The sequence below is a fragment of the Bacteroides sp. DH3716P genome, from assembly GCF_025914115.1.
GTDB classification, from domain to species: Bacteria; Bacteroidota; Bacteroidia; order Bacteroidales; family Bacteroidaceae; genus Bacteroides; species Bacteroides ovatus.
Genome location: NZ_CP083673.1, coordinates 2,617,427 through 2,634,522 on the forward strand (window position 1 = coordinate 2,617,427; position 17,096 = coordinate 2,634,522).

A 17,096-nucleotide genomic window follows, 5' to 3' on the forward strand; every position below is an offset into this window, starting at 1 on the left:
GTCTATTAATCTTTTTTCTTCGTTTTTCCTGCCCGGTAATTGATTACAACCAATAACGCCAGTACCACGACAAAAATGATAGCCGAAAGCGGGCGAAGTTCCGGGGTCAAACCTCCCTTGCGGGCATCGGCGTAGATATAAGTAGAAAGCGTTTCCAAACCTTGATTACCGATAGTGAATACAGTTACGGCAAAATCATCAATGGATAGTGTCAGTGCAAGCATAAAGCCGCTAATCATTCCCGGACGAATCTCCGGAATTATGACTTTCCACAAGGCCTGCATAGGAGTAGCTCCTAAATCGAGGGCAGCTTCATAAATATTCGGATTCATCTGCTTCAAACGGGGCAATACACTTAAAACAACGTACGGGGTACAAAAAGTAATATGAGCAAGCACTACGGTTGTGTAGCCTTGTGTGATCCCCAGAGATACAAACAAAAGGAACAAGGATATACCGGTGATAATATCACCATTCAGAATAGGAATGCTGTTCACAAATCCGATCGCTTTGCGTGAACGGGCTTTCAGATTGAATATACCGATAGCAGCGATGCTTCCTAATAACGTAGATGCTGTTGCAGCCAGTAGAGCGATAGTGATCGTATTAATCAATGCATTCATCAAAGAATGATGAGCACCGGTAGTGAATAACGAAGAATAAAGTTTGGTAGAAAATCCCGTCCAGTTACCCAACACTTTCGCCTCTGTAAATGAGTAGATCACAATAATCACGATCGGAGAATAAAGCAAGAGCAGCAATATCCACAAATAAGTCTGTGCAAATATCTTCTTTACCATAGCCCGCCTCCTTCATTTGAGTTTTCCTTATCATCGGTGCTGAACAGGGAAGTAGCAGCTATCAATAGCAACATAATGAGCGAAAGTGCCGCTCCATAGTTCCACATACTGTTATTGATATTTTCCTGAATCGTCGTACCAAAGAGTTTGATGTTATTCATCGTCAGCAACTCGGCAATGGCAAATGTCGATATAGTCGGCATGAACACCATCATGATACCACTCATCACCCCCGGCATGGAAAGCGGAAGGACTGCTTTCAGAAAGACTTGCACAGGATTGGCTCCCAAGTCTTGCGCCGCCTCGATATAGCTATGATCCATCTTCTGCAAAGTATTGTAGATAGGATAAATCATGAAAGGGATAAAGTTGTATACCATACCGAATATCAACGCTCCCTCGCCCAACGGCACACTGAAAAAGTCGAATAAGGCAACAGTGGCAAGGGTACGCACCAGAATATTTACCCACATCGGCAAAATAAACAGTACGACCATCGTCTTGGAACGGTTCAGCTTGCTGTTACTCAATATCCAGGCAGCAGGATAACCCAATAAAATACAAACAAGGGTGGTAATAATGGCAATACCAATCGAATAGACAAAGGTATTGATTGCTTCGGGATGTTCGAAGAACTTCTGAAAATTGGCGAGTGTCAAATGGCCGCTATCATCGGTAAAGGCATATACGACAATTAAGAACAACGGTATAATCACAAAGATCGCCGAAAAAATAATGTAAGGGAGAGTCCAACTCTTACGTGATGACAAAAAGACTATAAACCTCTTATTCACTTCCTTTCCTGTTAATCGGTTATTTTAACTATACGAATAGCATCTGGAGGGATGGTAATACCTACACGGTCACCGTCATCCCATACATCGTTCGTATCTACAAATACATTCTCGTCCCAATCTGACAATACAGTCAGATGATAATGGTCACCCTTGTAAAGGATGAATTTCACCTCGCCCGTCAGCGTTCCGTCTTCTTCATTATCCTGAAGAATCACTTTTTCAAAGTCTACTTCCACTTTGACATTCGTATCGAAAGCGATTCCTTCCACCGGAACACATTCAAAGTTACAGCCCAGGAATTCCACATGAGTAGCATCCAGCAATTTTCCTTCGAATGTATTGCAAACACGCTCTTTCTTCATAATATGAATATCGAAAGGCTTCACCAACAGACCGACTTCAGCCCCTACTTCAAAATGATGGTAATCCTGCACCAAGAATTCATATCCGCCGCACAACACCGTCATTTCATAATGCACTCCTTTAAAAATAGAAGTCTCTACCACTCCTACTAACTGTGCCATTTCCGAAACGGGGAAAATATAAAGATCCTCCGGACGAATGACTACGTCCACCGGAACATTCTCGCCAAATCCTTCATCCACACATTCAAACTCCGTACCGCAAAAACGTACGAGTTTATCATGAATCATGGTACCGTTGAGGATATTGCTTTCTCCGATAAAGTCCGCAACAAAAGCATTGATAGGTTCATTATAAATATCAATCGGCGTACCGATCTGCTGAATCTTTCCTTCACTCATCACGACAATCGTGTCACTTAACGTAAGTGCCTCCTCCTGATCGTGAGTGACGTACACAAACGTGATTCCCAAAGATTTATGCATTTCTTTGAGCTCCATTTGCATATCCTTACGCATTTTCAGATCGAGCGCTGCCAGCGGTTCATCCAACAACAACACTTCCGGCTCATTCACGATGGCGCGGGCAATAGCTACACGTTGTTGCTGACCACCGGAAAGAGAATCCACATCGCGGTATTCATAATCCGTCATGCCTACCATTTTCAAAGCAGCTTTCACCTTCTTCTCAATGGTCTGTTTCGGTGTTTTTTTCAGTTTCAGGCCGAAAGCGATATTATCATACACATTCAAGTGCGGGAACAAGGCATATTTCTGGAATACCGTATTCACCGGACGCTTATGGGGAGGAGTTTGTGTTATTTCCATCCCCGAAATTCGGATTTCGCCTTCCGAAGCTGTCTGAAAACCAGCAATGAGACGCAACAACGTGGTTTTACCGCAACCGGAAGGACCAAGGATAGTCACAAACTCGCCCTTTTTCACGTTCAGAGTCACATCATCCAATGCTGTTTTATCGCCAAAGTACTTCGATACATGGCTCACCTCAATGATGGATTTATCTTCTTGCATATTCATACTAAAGTTTGGGCTGCAAAGGTACACATTTCTGCGGTTTCCACCTACGTGTTAATCTAATATAACAGTGTTTTTCGATGCCCGACAGAAAAAAAATCTATCTTTGCATAAATATTTATTCACCAATTTTACAAAAGCATGAAAAAGTTTACTTATTTAGTTATTGCAACGGCAGCGTTAAGCATGGTAGCTTGTACTGGCGGAAACAAAGCCGGATACACTATTACAGGTACAGTAGAAGGTGCAAGCGATGGTGACACCGTTTATCTTCAGGAAGCCAATGGTAGAAATCTGACCAAACTAGATACAGCCGTTATCACCAAAGGTACTTTTACCTTTGAAGGCACACAAGATTCTGTGGTTAGCCGTTATGTCACTTGTGAAGTGAACGGAGAACCGTTGATGATCGACTTCTTCCTGGAAAACGGAAAAATCAACGTTGCCCTGACCAAGGATAATGACGCTGTTACCGGTACTCCCAACAACGATGCATACCAGGAAATCAGAGCTCAAATCAATGACATCAGCAAAAAAATGAATGCCATTTATGAGGCAATGGGTAATACATCTTTAAGTGATGAGCAGAAAGAGGCCAAACAAAAAGAAGGTGCTCAGCTGGAAGAACAATATGACAAAGCAATCAAAGAAGGCGTACAAAAGAATATCACCAACCCGGTTGGAGTATTCTTGTTTAAACAAACTTTCTACAATAACTCTACGGACGAAAATGAGGCTTTGTTGCAACAAATTCCTGCTAATTTCCAGAATGACGAAACAATCGTAAGAATCAAAGAGATGACTGACAAGCAGAAAAAGACTGCTGTAGGTACTCAATTTGTTGATTTCGAAATGCAGACTCCGGAAGGAAAGACAGTGAAATTGTCTGATTATGTAGGCAAAGGAAAAGTAGTATTGGTTGACTTCTGGGCTAGCTGGTGCGGTCCTTGCCGTCGCGAAATGCCTAACCTGGTAGAAACATACGCTAAGTACAAAGGCAAAAACTTCGAAATCGTAGGTGTATCTCTCGATCAGGATGGTGCTGCATGGAAAGAAGCAATCAAGAAGCTAGACATGACTTGGCCGCAAATGTCCGACCTGAAATTCTGGCAAAGTGAAGGTGCACAGCTTTATGCTGTAAACAGCATTCCTCACACTGTATTGATCGACGGTAGCGGTAAGATTATTGCTCGCGGTCTGCACGGAGAAGAACTTCAAGCTAAAATTGCAGAAGCTGTAAAATAACAAATCCAAAGAAAGGCTTTTCCAAAGGCCTTGAAATTTATACAAGACTGTCTCAAATAGAAAATGAGACAGTCTTTTTTATTTGCGAGACTTTACGCCTCACTCTCCAAACAGATAAAAAATTCAGCCCCTGTCATTCTCAAAGAATACAGGGGCTGAATGTATGTATGAAAGTGAGGGAAATATACTCCCCTACTTTTACTCAAGCAATTAGATAAACCAACGTACGTAGCAGAAGTCCTGACGGTGTGGAAGTTCCGGATTCTTCGGGAACATACGGTAAGACACCTTGAAACTACCTGCATTTGACAAGCTGTGTTTAACCTGGAATGTATACAAGTCGCCTTCTTTCTTGACTACACTGAACGGTTCTACAGAATAAACATGTTGTTTTCCGTCTGCAGTTGTGTAAGTAGTAACCAATTCAAGTCCCACTGCATCATTCAAGCCTTTTTCATCGATAACGTAAGTAATAGTATATTCTTTTCCGCTTTCGATATCACCATTCTTCAGCTCTTCTACCTTGTCACAAGATACGATTTCAATAGAATCCCATTTAGCAACCACATCTTCTTTCCAAGCTGCGATTTCTTTTGCTTTTGCATTATCGTTAGCAGCCAAAGTCTGGAAACGTTTTGCCAGTTTGCAATAGAACTTGCTATAGTAATCATCCAACTGACGCTTCATGGTATAATGAGGAGCAATCTGTGCGATAGAATTCTTCACCACTTTGATCCAGCCTTCAGAATATCCCTTCTTATTACGTGCATAATACAACGGAAGGATTTCAGTTTCAAGAATACTGTAAATAGTAGCAGCATCCAGCTGATCCTGATGTTCCTGATTCTGGTAAGTACGTTTTTCAGTCAACGCCCAACCTGCACCTTCACGGTAACCTTCCAGCCACCATCCGTCTAATACGGAGAAATTGACAACACCGTTCATCAAAGCTTTTTCACCAGATGTACCGGATGCTTCCAACGGACGAGTCGGAGTATTCAACCAGATATCAACGCCGGAAACCAGACGACGAGCCAGTTGCATATCGTAATTCTCGAGGAAGATAATCTTACCCAGGAATTCCGGACGACGAGAGATTTCAATGATACGCTTAATCAAGCCCTGGCCTGCTCCATCGTGCGGGTGAGCTTTACCTGTAAACAGGAATTGTACCGGATAATCAGGATTGTTCACGATCTTAGAAAGACGATCCAAGTCGGTGAACAGCAAGTGTGCACGTTTGTAAGTAGCAAAACGACGGCCGAAACCAATCAGCAATGCGTTCGGATTGATCTTATCCATCAGTGAAACGATACGAGAAGGATCTCCCTGGTTCTTCAACCATGTATCGCGGAATGACTTACGGATATAGTCAACCAACTTATTCTTCATAGTCATACGAGTCTTCCAAATCTCTTCATCGGGCACATTGTAGATAGCTTCCCAAATCTTAGGATTAGACTGATCGAACCAGAAGTTTTCGTTGAAATATTTAAAGTATAATTCTTTCCATTCTGTTGCACTCCAAGTTGGGAAGTGAACACCATTCGTTACATATCCTACGTGGCTTTCTTCCGGGAAATAACCTTTCCAGATAGAAGAGAACATTTCTTGAGAAACTTTTCCGTGCAGCCAGCTTACACCGTTCACTTCCTGTGAAGTGTTACAAGCAAAAACAGACATACAGAAACGTTCGCCCTTGTCGCCCGGATTGTTACGTCCTAGATCCATCAAGTCATCCCATGAGATACCCATTCTGGAAGGATAACCACCCATATATTTGCCGAACAAACCTTCGTCAAAATAGTCGTGACCTGCAGGCACCGGAGTATGAACAGTATAAAGAGAAGAAGCGCGAACCAACTCAATAGCCTGGTCGAAAGTCAATCCAGTAGCTACATAGTCGCAGATACGCTGAACATTAATCAATGCAGCATGTCCTTCATTACAGTGATAAACATCTTTCTTGATACCCAGAGCTTTCAGAGTCAGGATACCACCGATACCCAACAAGATTTCCTGTTTCAAACGGTTTTCCCAGTCACCACCATAAAGCTGGTGAGTGATAGGACGGTCGAATTCGCTGTTCATTTCATTATCCGTATCAAGCAGATACAAAGAAATACGTCCAACATTCACACGCCATACGTTTGCATGAACAAAATAATCAAGATAAGGAACGTCAACTATCAACGGCTGACCATTGGCATCCATTACGCGTTCAATAGGAAGTTGACCGAAGTTCTGTGCCTCGTAGTTGGCAATCTGCTGTCCATCCATAGACAACGTTTGAGTAAAGTAGCCGTAACGATACAAGAAACCTACCGCACACAAATCAACATTGCTGTCGGAAGCCTCTTTCAGATAGTCACCAGCCAATACGCCCAGACCACCGGAATATATTTTCAGGACGCTGCTCAAGCCATATTCCATGCTGAAATAAGCTATAGATGGGCGTTGCTCATCCGGCTTCACATCCATGTAATCTCTGAATTTCGTATAAACTTCATTCATTCTTCTTAGAATCACCTTGTCTTTTGCCAGCGCTTCCAGCTTCTCATAGCTCATACGTTCCAACAACAGTACTGGATTCTGTCCACATTCTTTCCAAAGTTCCGGATCTAGATCTCTAAACAGTTCAGTCGCTTCAAAATTCCATGCCCACCAAATGTTGCGTGCGATTTCAGACAACTTCTCCAACTCTTCCGGTATACGTGATTTCACAGTAACCTCTTTCCAGTTGGGAGTATTCACATTACTAACTTTGATTTTCATAATGTTTTCGTTTACTTATTGATAAATAATTTCTTTCTTAACTCAACTGACGTATCCTTGCCTTACGCAAAGCGATATCATAAGCTTCATAATAATATTGTATAAAGTGCTTCCATAAAGCCTGCTCTGCAACTTCAGCAGCACGCTTACGGATTTCCTTCACCTCTTTATCAGTCTTATCCGCAAACAACGTAATCGTATCTTTGATACCATCCGCCACTTCCGAATAATTATAGTCCGAACGATGCAGCACTTCCACTCCATCATTAATGCCATGCTGGTTCTTCAGGCTGTTTACCCAAAGTCCGAATCCTGCCAGATCCGTAGTGATTGTCGGCACATGGAAAGCTACACTTTCCAGCGGAGTATATCCCCACGGTTCGTAATAAGAAGCATAGACACTCAAATCCTGCCCCAGCAATATATCATAATATTCTTTATTCATGATACCATCACGACCATCCAGATAACAAGGAACAAAAATCACCTTTACCTTATCTTCCGGACGATTGCCCATTCCCAGATATTTCAACATGTCCAACACCTGGTCATGAGTCATATTATGCAGCCAATGAGTGATAAACGGTACTTCGAGGGGAGTGTCGAACTTATCTTTGCTCTTCAAACGTGCCTGCAAATCCTCGCGAGGCTCTCCCACCCAACCGGGTACATTGATGAATGCCAACACATTCTTATGTAGTTTCTTATCCCTGTTCAAGCGGTTTAATGATTCCAAAAAAACATCAATACCTTTATTCTTAAACTCATATCGCCCACTGGTTCCGACAATTAACGTATCATCACCCAGATTTGTTCCCAATAATTTATTGGCAACACTAAGCATCAAGGTACGTGCGCGCTTACGCTTGCCGGTAAACGTGCTTCCTTTCGGCACAAAATCATCTTCAAAACCGTTCATCAGAACAACATCTGCCGGTTTATCCAGTAATTCCTTGCATTCATTATTGGTTATTTCACTCACCGTAGTAAAACAGTCTACATAATGTGCAGTCTGTTTCTCAATCGAGTGTTTCGATTGCATGTTCAGTTCCTGTGCCATCTGGTCGCCATTATAAGCAAACAGATAGTCATACAACGGCTTATTATTGCCGGCAATGGAACGACCGATAGACGTAGCATGGGTCGTAAAAATAGTAGCAACCTCCGGCACAGCTTCCTGTACATAAAGTGCTCCCATTCCAGTCATCCATTCATGTGCCTGATATACCACCTTATCCGTTTCCGTCAGGTTGTAGCGATAGAAACTCTCCACCACTCTTCCTGCGGCATAGGAAAACATAGAAGCCTCGTCGTAATCGCCATAGGCGTGCAACGAATCTACTTGATAACGATTCCACATTTCTGTGTATATATCGTCTTTCTTTTCAAAAAAAGGTTGGAAATCAACAAGAATGACTATGGGTTCACCGGGGATATTCCATCGTCCCACACGGACAGAAAGTTCGTCTTTCTCAAGCGCATGCTCTTTCCAGGCAGCACATAGGTTATCCGACTCGATGAATAGAGGGTTCTCCTTTCCTTGCCACACATCAGGACCTATGAAGAAAATTCTGTCGCGGAATTTTTCCTGTAATGTATTTGCCCGTGTCGACAAGACGGTATATATCCCTCCCACTTTATTACATACTTCCCAGCTGGACTCGAAGATATAATCGGGGGTTAATAAATCTTTTACCATATAATATATTAAAACTCTTTTTAGTATGCGAGTGCAAAAGTACACATTATTCTTTGAAAAATAATACTTTATACAAAAAATATGAGTTAAGAAGAGGAAAGAAACGTTGTCTAACAATGAAAAAAGAATATCCCCTTGCACATGCAAAGCAGCATGTACAAGGGGATTGAAAGTCCTTTATAGGAAATATTCTTGCTAAAAATTATGCAACGAGTGCGCTACCAATCAAGAAGGTTGCAGCCAAAGCAACGATTGCATAGAGTTCGGGGAATACGGCAAGAATCAACGTATTGCTAAATACATTGTGTCCCTGTCCGATTGCTGCGATACCGTTTGCACAAACTTGTCCCTGACGGATAGCGGAGAATAAAGCAACCAATCCCAGAGCAATACCTGCACCAAGCACTGCTGATGCCTGGATAGGTGTAATTTCAGGAGTCAAAATACCGAAGATTGTCTGAAACATGAAATAACCTGCAAAACCATAAAGACCCTGTGTACCCGGAAGAGCTGTCAATACCAGGAAGTTACCGAATGCACTATCATTCTTCTTCAATGCTCCGATAGCAGCATTACCTGCAATAGTTACTCCGTAAGCACTACCGATGCCCGACAAACCAACCATAATCGCGATGCCAATGTAGGCGATAAACAAATTCATTTCCATAATCTTATTCTATTTTTTATTGTTTAATTCTTAAAATATTAATTCTCAATTTCTAATTCTTAATCTTCAAATTTTCAATTTCTGAACGGTTTGTACTCTTTACCGCCTCCTTCATATCCGGAGTTCTTAAAGAACTCAACGAACGTCAGACGCATCGGGTGAACCATTGCACCCAGCACATTCATAAAGATATTGATGGCATGACCGATAACGAAAATCAGTACCATAACAATCGGGCCTGCTATTACATTATCCGGACTCATACCTACTGCCAGGCTGTTGAATACTCCCGCCAAAATACCTCCGGAAAGTCCGAGGGCAAACAGACGAACGTAAGACAATACATCGCCAAGCAAACCGGTGACCATATTATATGAATCCCATAATCCCAGTCCGATATTCAGGAAAACATTCTTTCCCGGACTGTTATAAAGGAAGATCATAGCAGCCGAAACACCCAGAATAACCAAATGCACTGTACTTCCCATCGGCATTACCTCCGGCAACAAAGCCGAAACTGCCATGGAAACCAGCAGGATGATCCATCCGATAGTTGCCACTGCATATTTGAAACCAAACTGAATAGTCTGATTCACCGCCTTCAACACCATACCGAATAGTATCTGAATAGCTCCCAATATCAACGATAATTGGAACATATCATTGTTATCCATCAAGACGGCATGTTTCAGACGTTGAACAATCGGCCAGTTCAAATCGTAGATATTCGCTCCGAAGAACGTACCTGTCAGCAAACCGCAGAAGAATGTTGAAGCAGCCAATACCTGTATCAATGAAATGATCGACTTCATTGACGGAGTCACTTTCTTCGCCATCAACCGATAGGCCGTAGCTCCCAGAAACAGGAACACCCCATATCCGGAATCTCCCAGACAAAGTCCGAAAAAGACCATAAAGAACGGGGCAAAGAACGGAGTCAAGTCCAATTCATTATACTTCGGAAGCATATACAACTTACAGATCGGTTCGAACCAGGCAAAGAATCCCTTATTATTCAATCGAATAGGAACATTATCGCCCGGCATCGGATCGGTAATCTCATAATATACATGTGCGTCATTCAAGTAAGCCTCTATTTCCACTTGACTGAATGCAGGTGCCCATCCTTCAATTAACATCAGTTTGTCACCGGCAGTCTGTTCGGAACTTAACACCACCTTAGAGAACTCAATCTGGCTTTGCAACTCTTTCAGAGCAGCCTTCAAGGAAGGAATTTCTGTTTCGGAAAACGTAACCAGCTTCTTTTCATTCTCTTCAACGGCCTGTTCGGTCGTATTGTAAAGCGTTTCAAGGTGTGCCAAAGAGTATGCAGGTAATTTCGCCTGTTCTACATCCAAATCCACTTCCTGCCCGCCTTTCGTCAGAGTCACGAAGAATACTTTAGAAGAGATACGGTTCACAATCATTGCATTGTATTCCGTTTCCCACTCTTCCTTGTAATTTCCTTCCGAACAGCTATAAAAACCGATTACATAACCGGCATTTTTCAGCTTCTGAACATTATCCGGTTCAAAGTTACCCCAGGCTTCCAGCGCTTCTTTCTCTTTGGCATAGCTTTGCAACTGCTGCGACAGCTTTCCATGCTCTGTTTGCAGGGCATCCACTTCGTCCAGCACTTGTATACCACGGGCAGCCGTTCCACCTTCCGTAGCAATTACAGCATTCTTTTCATGCTTCTGATTCTGAAGCAACTTCAAGGTAGCCGCCAAGCGATTGGAAAGACGAATATTCTCCTGCAACTCCGTGTTATCAGCAGCCCCCTGTTGTTTCTCCACAATATGGACTACCCCAAGTTCACGCAGACTGTTCAGGAATTCTTCATACTCTTTGTGATAAACCAGGAATGTGAGTTTCTTCATTTTTGTAATCATGCCTCTACCTCCTTCCTTTTTTCTTGATGGGACTTCATGATCTTTTGCGAAGATTTCGACAAGTTTTCTTCATCTTCCATGAATCGTTTGATCTTTCGTAATGCATCCTGATAACCCGGTATCTGCACCTTCTCAAAAAGGTTCACCTTTTGAGTGGTCTTTTTCCTTGCATGTTCTAACAAGTTCAGCTTGGCGAGCATAAATTCACGTTCAATTGCCGTATGAGCCAGCTCTTCCAATAGATGGATACCGTCGGCATACCATTTGGGAGCATTAAACATACTGTACGGACGTATCTCGAATTCTACATTCTCGAGCAACGGTACGCGCACACCCGCAATCTTTTTCACGCCAAGATGAACATCATTCACCTTTATTAATGAAGCGTCAAACTCATTCCAAAGGGCGAACATGGCTTCATAGGCTTGAATTTGTTGTTCGAGCCTATCCTCCAGATCGGCAGCTTCCGTTTTACAGCGTTTCACTTCCATGCGGAGGGCGCTTTCCTTATTCTTAATGATAGGAAGCGTACGCACCCGCACTTTCAGTTGCTTTTCGAGCTGCTGAAGAGAGGTTTTGTTATATTGAAACTTTATAGCCATCTCGTTGATTTACTAATTTAACAATTTACGACCAGACGATTGAAATTACTTCTTATAAACATATATAATCCGTCCACTATCATCCTAATAGCAAATCGTCTAATTGTCTAATTATTTTGTTTCGGCCAGTATTGATCCACCAAGTCTTTCTTGATATTCACTTCTTCCGGACGGAAATATTTACCGAACAAGCCCCAGGCAACGTCCAGCATTTCAGTAGTATCAAGATTGACATCAATAGCCAACAACTGATTGGAATAGTCCTTCGCAAAAGCCAACGTACGTTCGTCGTAGTTGGTCAGGTCGAAACCATTTTCCATCTTCGTCTTAGCGTTAGCGGCATCGGCATACAGACGTACAGCGGCATTCATCACTTGCGGATGGTCCTTACGTGTCTTCTTACCGGTTACCAGCTGTTTCAAACGGGACAATGAACGGAACGGGTCAACAATTACCTTACCGATATCACTATCACGACGCAGGAACAACTGACCTTCAGTGATGTAACCCGTATTATCAGGTACAGCATGCGTAATATCTCCACCAGACAAAGTAGTCACCGCAATAATAGTGATTGAACCACCGGAAGGGAACTGCACCGCCTTTTCGTAAATCTTTGCCAAATCCGAATAAAGCGATCCCGGCATAGAGTCTTTCGAAGGAATCTGGTCCATACGGTTAGATACGATTGCCAACGCATCCGCATAGCTCGTCATATCCGTCAATAGCACCAGCACTTTCTCATTATTATTTACTGCAAAATACTCTGCAGCAGTCAATGCCATGTCCGGAATCAACAAACGTTCTACCGGAGGATTTTCGGTCGTATTCATGAAACTCACGATACGGTCCAGCGCACCTGCATTAGAGAACACATTCTTAAAGTACAGGTAGTCGTCATTCGTCATACCCATACCTCCGAGGATAATCTTATCCGTTTCAGCACGTAAGGCTACATTTGCCATTACCTGATTAAAAGGCTGGTCGGGGTCGGCAAAGAACGGAATCTTCTGACCCGATACCAGTGTATTGTTCAAGTCGATACCGGCAATACCCGTTGCAATCAGTTCCGACGGCTGTTTACGTCGAACCGGGTTCACAGACGGACCGCCAATTTCCACTTCCTGTCCTTCAATGTCCGGACCTCCATCAATCGGATCACCGAAAGCGTTGAAGAAACGTCCGGCCAGCTGCTCACTCACTTTCAATGTAGGCGATTTGCCGAGGAATACTACTTCGGCATTGGTCGGAATACCCTCCGTACCTTCAAATACCTGCAAAGTGACATCGTCACCGGCAATCTTAACCACCTGTGCCAGTTTACCGTCCACAGTGGCAAGCTCGTCATACCCTACTCCTGTCGCTTTCAGCGAACAAGTAGCCTTGGTAATCTGAGTAATCTTGGTATATATCTTTTGAAAAGCTTTTGTTGCCATCTTTGATAATTAAAATTATAAATTAAAGATTATGAATTGACACTTCTTTCGGCAATCAATTCCTTCAGTTGTTTCTGGAATCCTTCATACTGTTCCGATTTGAACTTCGAGTAGTTCATCTGCTTACAGACATTAATCATCTTCTTGAAGTAATCCATTACTTCGTTGAAGTTATCAAAGTCAAATTCCGTATGACAGATGTCGATTATCATGTTCAGAATATCTTCCTGACGTTCCATCGGAGTTACCGCATCAATTTCATCAAAAGCATCCTGTTGCAGAATAACAAAGTCAATCAATTCTGATTTCCAGAAAATCACATGATATTCTACCGGTACACCATCATCACCGAGGATATTGATCTGTTCGGCAATTTCCTTACCGCGCTGTAAACGGGTTTTCAGTTCGTTTACCTTTCCAATCCATTCATCGTTGATATGACCTTTGATATACTCCTCAAATTCCGGGTATTCGATATATTTTGAATAAGAATCAATCGGATTCACTGCCGGATAACGTTTCTTATCCGCACGATCCTGTTCCAAAGCATAAAAACAACGGGCTACTTTCTTCGTATTTTCAGTCACCGGCTCCTTCAAGTTACCACCCGCAGGAGATACCGTACCGATAAACGTAATAGAACCCGTTTCGTCATTACTTAGTTTTACATATCCCGCACGACCGTAGAAGTTGGAGATAATAGCCGAAATATCCATCGGGAAAGCATCCGGCCCAGGCAATTCTTCCATACGGTTGGACATCTCACGCAAAGCCTGTGCCCAACGGGAAGTAGAATCTGCCATCAACAAGACTTTCAATCCCATGGAACGGTAATATTCCGCCAGTGTCATTGCTGTATATACAGATGCTTCGCGGGCAGCTACCGGCATGTTGGAAGTATTCGCAATGATGATAGTACGTTCCATCAACTTACGTCCCGTATGCGGGTCTACCAGTTCGGGGAACTCGGTAAAGATTTCCACCACCTCATTGGCACGTTCACCACAAGCCGCAATGATAACGATATCCGCTTCCGCCTGTTTAGAGATAGCGTGCTGAAGCACTGTTTTACCAGTACCGAACGGACCGGGGATAAATCCTGTACCACCTTCCACAATCGGATTCAGCGTATCAATCACACGTACACCAGTCTCCAATAATTTGAAAGGACGCGGTTTCTCCTTATAATTCGTCATCGCACGTTTCACGGGCCATCTCTGAATCATAGTCACAGGAATATCATTTCCTTCTTCGTCTGTCAGGATGGCAATTGTATCTTCTATCTTATAATCACCTTCCGGCATGATTGTTTTTACGGTAGCCGTTCCTTTCATAGTGAACGGGGCCATAATTTTCAGCGGCTGGAAGTTTTCATCCACCTGTCCCAACCATGCAGAAGCCTGCACTTTGTCACCTACATTCGCTAAGGGTACGAAGTGCCATACACGTTCTTTATCCAACGGATATGTATATTGTCCTCTTTTCAGGAAAACTCCATCCATCTTGTCGAGGTCATTTTGCAGACCATCATAGTTTTTCGATAGCATACCCGGGCCTAATGTCACCTCAAGCATGTGTCCTGTAAATTCGGCTTCGGCGCCCACTTTCAGTCCACGTGTGCTTTCAAACACCTGGACATATACATGTGAACCTACAACCTTAATCACCTCCGCCATCAACTTATCACCACCGGTCGAGATATAACAAATCTCATTCTGAGCTACCGGTCCGTCAACGACGAGGGTCACCATGTTGGCAATAACGCCACTAACAGTTCCTTTTGTTGCCATATATTTTTTTTATTTTATTATCTGAATTCTGCAGGAATCTGCACTTCGTTCTTCAGCGATTCGATAATGCTTCTGAACAACTGATTACCTCTTTCCTTATCCAGTGAAATCCACCGTTCAATCATTTCCAGCTTCAGCAGGAAAGCGAAAATACGTTCGATAGTGAAATAGTCGAAGAAAATAGCATCCTCCATCCAATTCCACCGCAAAGCATCCAACTTCTTCTCACGCTCCACCAGTTCTGTAATCTCACTGATTTTCACTAATGATTCAAACACATCCACCTCACCGGACAATCCGAAATCGCGGGCACTCGATGTACGCAATGCTTCGCATACTTCCGTATTTCCCACAACGTTGGAAGCAATATCCCATTTGAATTTACGGCTAGTAAATGCAACAAGAATATTATTGATGTTCAGGTTGAATTCAAACCAGGCAGAAACGAACTTATTCCCACAGTTCATCGCATACTCATAATATAGAGCAGCCAGATGATCCTCGTGTAAAACCGTACTTTCAGCCGGAGTATTCAGATAATCAGTAATAAAAGTGGATAGATAGACCGGAAATTCTTTAGGACTGATTTCTCCGCCTTCTCTCAGAATAGAAATATATTCAGAGAGTTCGTCAGCAGAGTAGTTTCCCCGTTTGTCGATTTCCGCTTCTTTATCTTTGAGAAGTTTCAGCACATTTGCATTATCAAACTTCAGATAAAACAAGTCAATCAACTTCTGGTCTGAAGCAGACAATCCATCGTAGATTTCAGTTTTAAAATCGGCTACTGTATAGCTCAGTTTGCTGTCTTCCAGCGAAAGTTCCGGCAAACCTGCTACCAAGTAATAGTACTTACTACTCATAGTCGCTTCTTTTAAAATAGCATTTCTACTAATTGAGGACGCAAGAACGCTTTGAAGTAATTCATGAATTCTTCTTCTCCGAAGTTCACCTTATACGAACCGTCCGCCGGAGAAACAGTGAACAGAGTTTTGATACCATTTACTTGCTGAATGGTCACCCCCTTGTCTAATAAAGCTTTTGCATGAGCTGCAAAATACTTTTTCAGTGATTCCGCATCGGCTGTTGAGATGACGATAGGTTCATCTATGCTCCATTTGGATGCCAATGCTACGATAAACGCATTCAGGTAATCTTTATCCTGAGCGAAATCTTTCACGGAAGCGGTTATCAACTTATCAGTTACCATTGTAGCGATTTCTGATTTGAGCGCATTCACAGCCTGACCGGCGAATAGTTTTAACTCTGATTTAGTATTTTCTGCTAACTCATCAGCAGATTTACGAGAGGAGTTTACAATTGATTCTGCCTCTTTTCGGGCATCCTCAATGATTTTCTTAGCTTCTTCCTGAGCATTCGCGATAAGTCTCTGCGCTTCCTCGTTTCCTTTTTCCACGCCTTCACGATAAATCTTATCGGTCAACTCTTGAATTTTGTTTTCCATATTAACAGGAGTATTTAGTATTATTACTATATTAACTATGTGTCCTTTGTCAGATTCTCGCCAAATTTACAAAAATCAATTTGATAAAAAAGAGAAAGAAGAAAAGAAAAAGATTTGTTTGCAAAAAAATCACAGTCCTACACCTATTTTATTCCGCTTTTTCCCCTTTTTTATTACTAAATGACACATTTACCGAATCTTTCAAGCCGGTAAACAAATATAAGGAATCTAAAAGACATTTGGAAATATGTATATACTTAAAACGACAAACAGGATACTAATACAAGATTAAATAACAAAAGCTATCGGTATTTCACCAAATTCATAGAAAACTAAAACTTCGGGGAGATCTATTCGACAATGACTTACCGGAAGACTGAAGATTGATAATTTTCGCAAAGTACCAAATGACAGAAGCCCCTTGACTCAAAATGAATCAAGGGGCTTCTTAAAAACGGCGGCTACCTACTCTCCCACTGTTACGCAGTACCATCGGCGTGACGAGGCTTAACTTCTCTGTTCGGAATGGGAAGA

13 protein-coding genes are annotated in these 17,096 nt (G+C 42.5%); 1 reads left to right on the forward strand and 12 read right to left on the reverse strand.

The features are described from left to right. Positions 1–5 precede the first annotated feature (5 nt). From KQP79_RS09790 to potA, 3 genes are read right to left on the reverse strand one after another with little or no spacing between them, the layout of a single operon-like run. The gene (locus KQP79_RS09790) at positions 6–800 is read right to left on the reverse strand and encodes an ABC transporter permease (RefSeq protein ID WP_004297655.1); all 795 of its coding nucleotides are present in this window, start codon (positions 798–800) and stop codon (positions 6–8) included. Further along, positions 794–1,594, reverse strand: a complete 801-nt coding sequence (locus KQP79_RS09795; RefSeq protein ID WP_004308090.1) for an ABC transporter permease — start codon at positions 1,592–1,594, stop codon at positions 794–796. The genes KQP79_RS09790 and KQP79_RS09795 overlap by 7 nt, the downstream gene beginning before the upstream one ends. Positions 1,595–1,605: 11 nt before the next feature. Beyond that, a complete protein-coding gene (gene potA, locus KQP79_RS09800; RefSeq protein WP_004297652.1) occupies positions 1,606–2,997 on the reverse strand; it encodes a polyamine ABC transporter ATP-binding protein in 1,392 nt (463 codons plus the stop codon). Between the two features lie 138 nt (positions 2,998–3,135). Here potA and KQP79_RS09805 point away from each other — a divergent pair, with 138 nt between their 5' ends. Beyond that, on the forward strand, positions 3,136–4,239 hold the full coding sequence (locus tag KQP79_RS09805) for a TlpA disulfide reductase family protein (RefSeq protein WP_004308092.1): 1,104 nt from the start codon (positions 3,136–3,138) through the stop codon (positions 4,237–4,239). Positions 4,240–4,449: 210 nt separating this feature from the next. On the opposite strand, the gene KQP79_RS09810 is transcribed toward KQP79_RS09805, so the two are convergent. From KQP79_RS09810 to KQP79_RS09850, 9 genes are all read right to left on the reverse strand, one after another. After that, a complete protein-coding gene (locus KQP79_RS09810; protein ID WP_004297649.1) occupies positions 4,450–7,014 on the reverse strand; it encodes a glycosyltransferase family 1 protein in 2,565 nt (854 codons plus the stop codon). A 37-nt stretch (positions 7,015–7,051) separates the two neighbouring features. Continuing rightward, complete coding sequence (locus KQP79_RS09815) at positions 7,052–8,713, reverse strand: glycogen/starch synthase (RefSeq protein WP_004297648.1); 1,662 nt, start codon at positions 8,711–8,713, stop codon at positions 7,052–7,054. 202 nt (positions 8,714–8,915) lie between these two features. Continuing rightward, entirely contained in the window at positions 8,916–9,380 is a 465-nt protein-coding gene (locus KQP79_RS09820; protein WP_004297644.1) for a V-type ATP synthase subunit K, read from the reverse strand. Positions 9,381–9,454: 74 nt separating this feature from the next. After that, complete coding sequence (locus KQP79_RS09825) at positions 9,455–11,272, reverse strand: V-type ATP synthase subunit I (RefSeq protein ID WP_004308093.1); 1,818 nt, start codon at positions 11,270–11,272, stop codon at positions 9,455–9,457. Continuing rightward, on the reverse strand, positions 11,269–11,874 hold the full coding sequence (locus KQP79_RS09830) for a V-type ATP synthase subunit D (RefSeq protein WP_004297640.1): 606 nt from the start codon (positions 11,872–11,874) through the stop codon (positions 11,269–11,271). The genes KQP79_RS09825 and KQP79_RS09830 overlap by 4 nt, the downstream gene beginning before the upstream one ends. Positions 11,875–11,981: 107 nt before the next feature. After that, positions 11,982–13,310, reverse strand: coding sequence for a V-type ATP synthase subunit B (locus KQP79_RS09835; protein ID WP_004297639.1), 1,329 nt, complete (start codon positions 13,308–13,310; stop codon positions 11,982–11,984). A 29-nt stretch (positions 13,311–13,339) separates the two neighbouring features. Then, complete coding sequence (locus tag KQP79_RS09840; protein ID WP_004303858.1) at positions 13,340–15,100, reverse strand: V-type ATP synthase subunit A; 1,761 nt, start codon at positions 15,098–15,100, stop codon at positions 13,340–13,342. A gap of 17 nt (positions 15,101–15,117) precedes the next feature. Further along, positions 15,118–15,960: a DUF2764 domain-containing protein gene (locus tag KQP79_RS09845; protein WP_004297637.1), complete on the reverse strand. Its 843-nt coding sequence runs from the start codon at positions 15,958–15,960 to the stop codon at positions 15,118–15,120. A gap of 11 nt (positions 15,961–15,971) precedes the next feature. After that, entirely contained in the window at positions 15,972–16,562 is a 591-nt protein-coding gene (locus KQP79_RS09850) for a V-type ATP synthase subunit E family protein (RefSeq protein ID WP_004297635.1), read from the reverse strand. Between the last annotated feature and the right edge of the window lie 534 nt (positions 16,563–17,096).

What these genes read in the sequence shown, in the direction of transcription:
- KQP79_RS09835 (WP_004297639.1), bottom strand. Translation starts at nt 13,310, where the DNA reads ATGGCAACAAAAGCTTTTCAAAAGATATATACCAAGATTACTCAGATT.
- potA (WP_004297652.1), bottom strand. Translation starts at nt 2,997, where the DNA reads ATGAATATGCAAGAAGATAAATCCATCATTGAGGTGAGCCATGTATCG.
- KQP79_RS09790 (WP_004297655.1), bottom strand. Translation starts at nt 800, where the DNA reads ATGGTAAAGAAGATATTTGCACAGACTTATTTGTGGATATTGCTGCTC.
- KQP79_RS09820 (WP_004297644.1), bottom strand. Translation starts at nt 9,380, where the DNA reads ATGGAAATGAATTTGTTTATCGCCTACATTGGCATCGCGATTATGGTT.
- KQP79_RS09815 (WP_004297648.1), bottom strand. Translation starts at nt 8,713, where the DNA reads ATGGTAAAAGATTTATTAACCCCCGATTATATCTTCGAGTCCAGCTGG.
- KQP79_RS09840 (WP_004303858.1), bottom strand. Translation starts at nt 15,100, where the DNA reads ATGGCAACAAAAGGAACTGTTAGTGGCGTTATTGCCAACATGGTGACC.
- KQP79_RS09805 (WP_004308092.1), top strand. Translation starts at nt 3,136, where the DNA reads ATGAAAAAGTTTACTTATTTAGTTATTGCAACGGCAGCGTTAAGCATG.
- KQP79_RS09810 (WP_004297649.1), bottom strand. Translation starts at nt 7,014, where the DNA reads ATGAAAATCAAAGTTAGTAATGTGAATACTCCCAACTGGAAAGAGGTT.
- KQP79_RS09850 (WP_004297635.1), bottom strand. Translation starts at nt 16,562, where the DNA reads ATGGAAAACAAAATTCAAGAGTTGACCGATAAGATTTATCGTGAAGGC.
- KQP79_RS09825 (WP_004308093.1), bottom strand. Translation starts at nt 11,272, where the DNA reads ATGATTACAAAAATGAAGAAACTCACATTCCTGGTTTATCACAAAGAG.
- KQP79_RS09845 (WP_004297637.1), bottom strand. Translation starts at nt 15,960, where the DNA reads ATGAGTAGTAAGTACTATTACTTGGTAGCAGGTTTGCCGGAACTTTCG.
- KQP79_RS09830 (WP_004297640.1), bottom strand. Translation starts at nt 11,874, where the DNA reads ATGGCTATAAAGTTTCAATATAACAAAACCTCTCTTCAGCAGCTCGAA.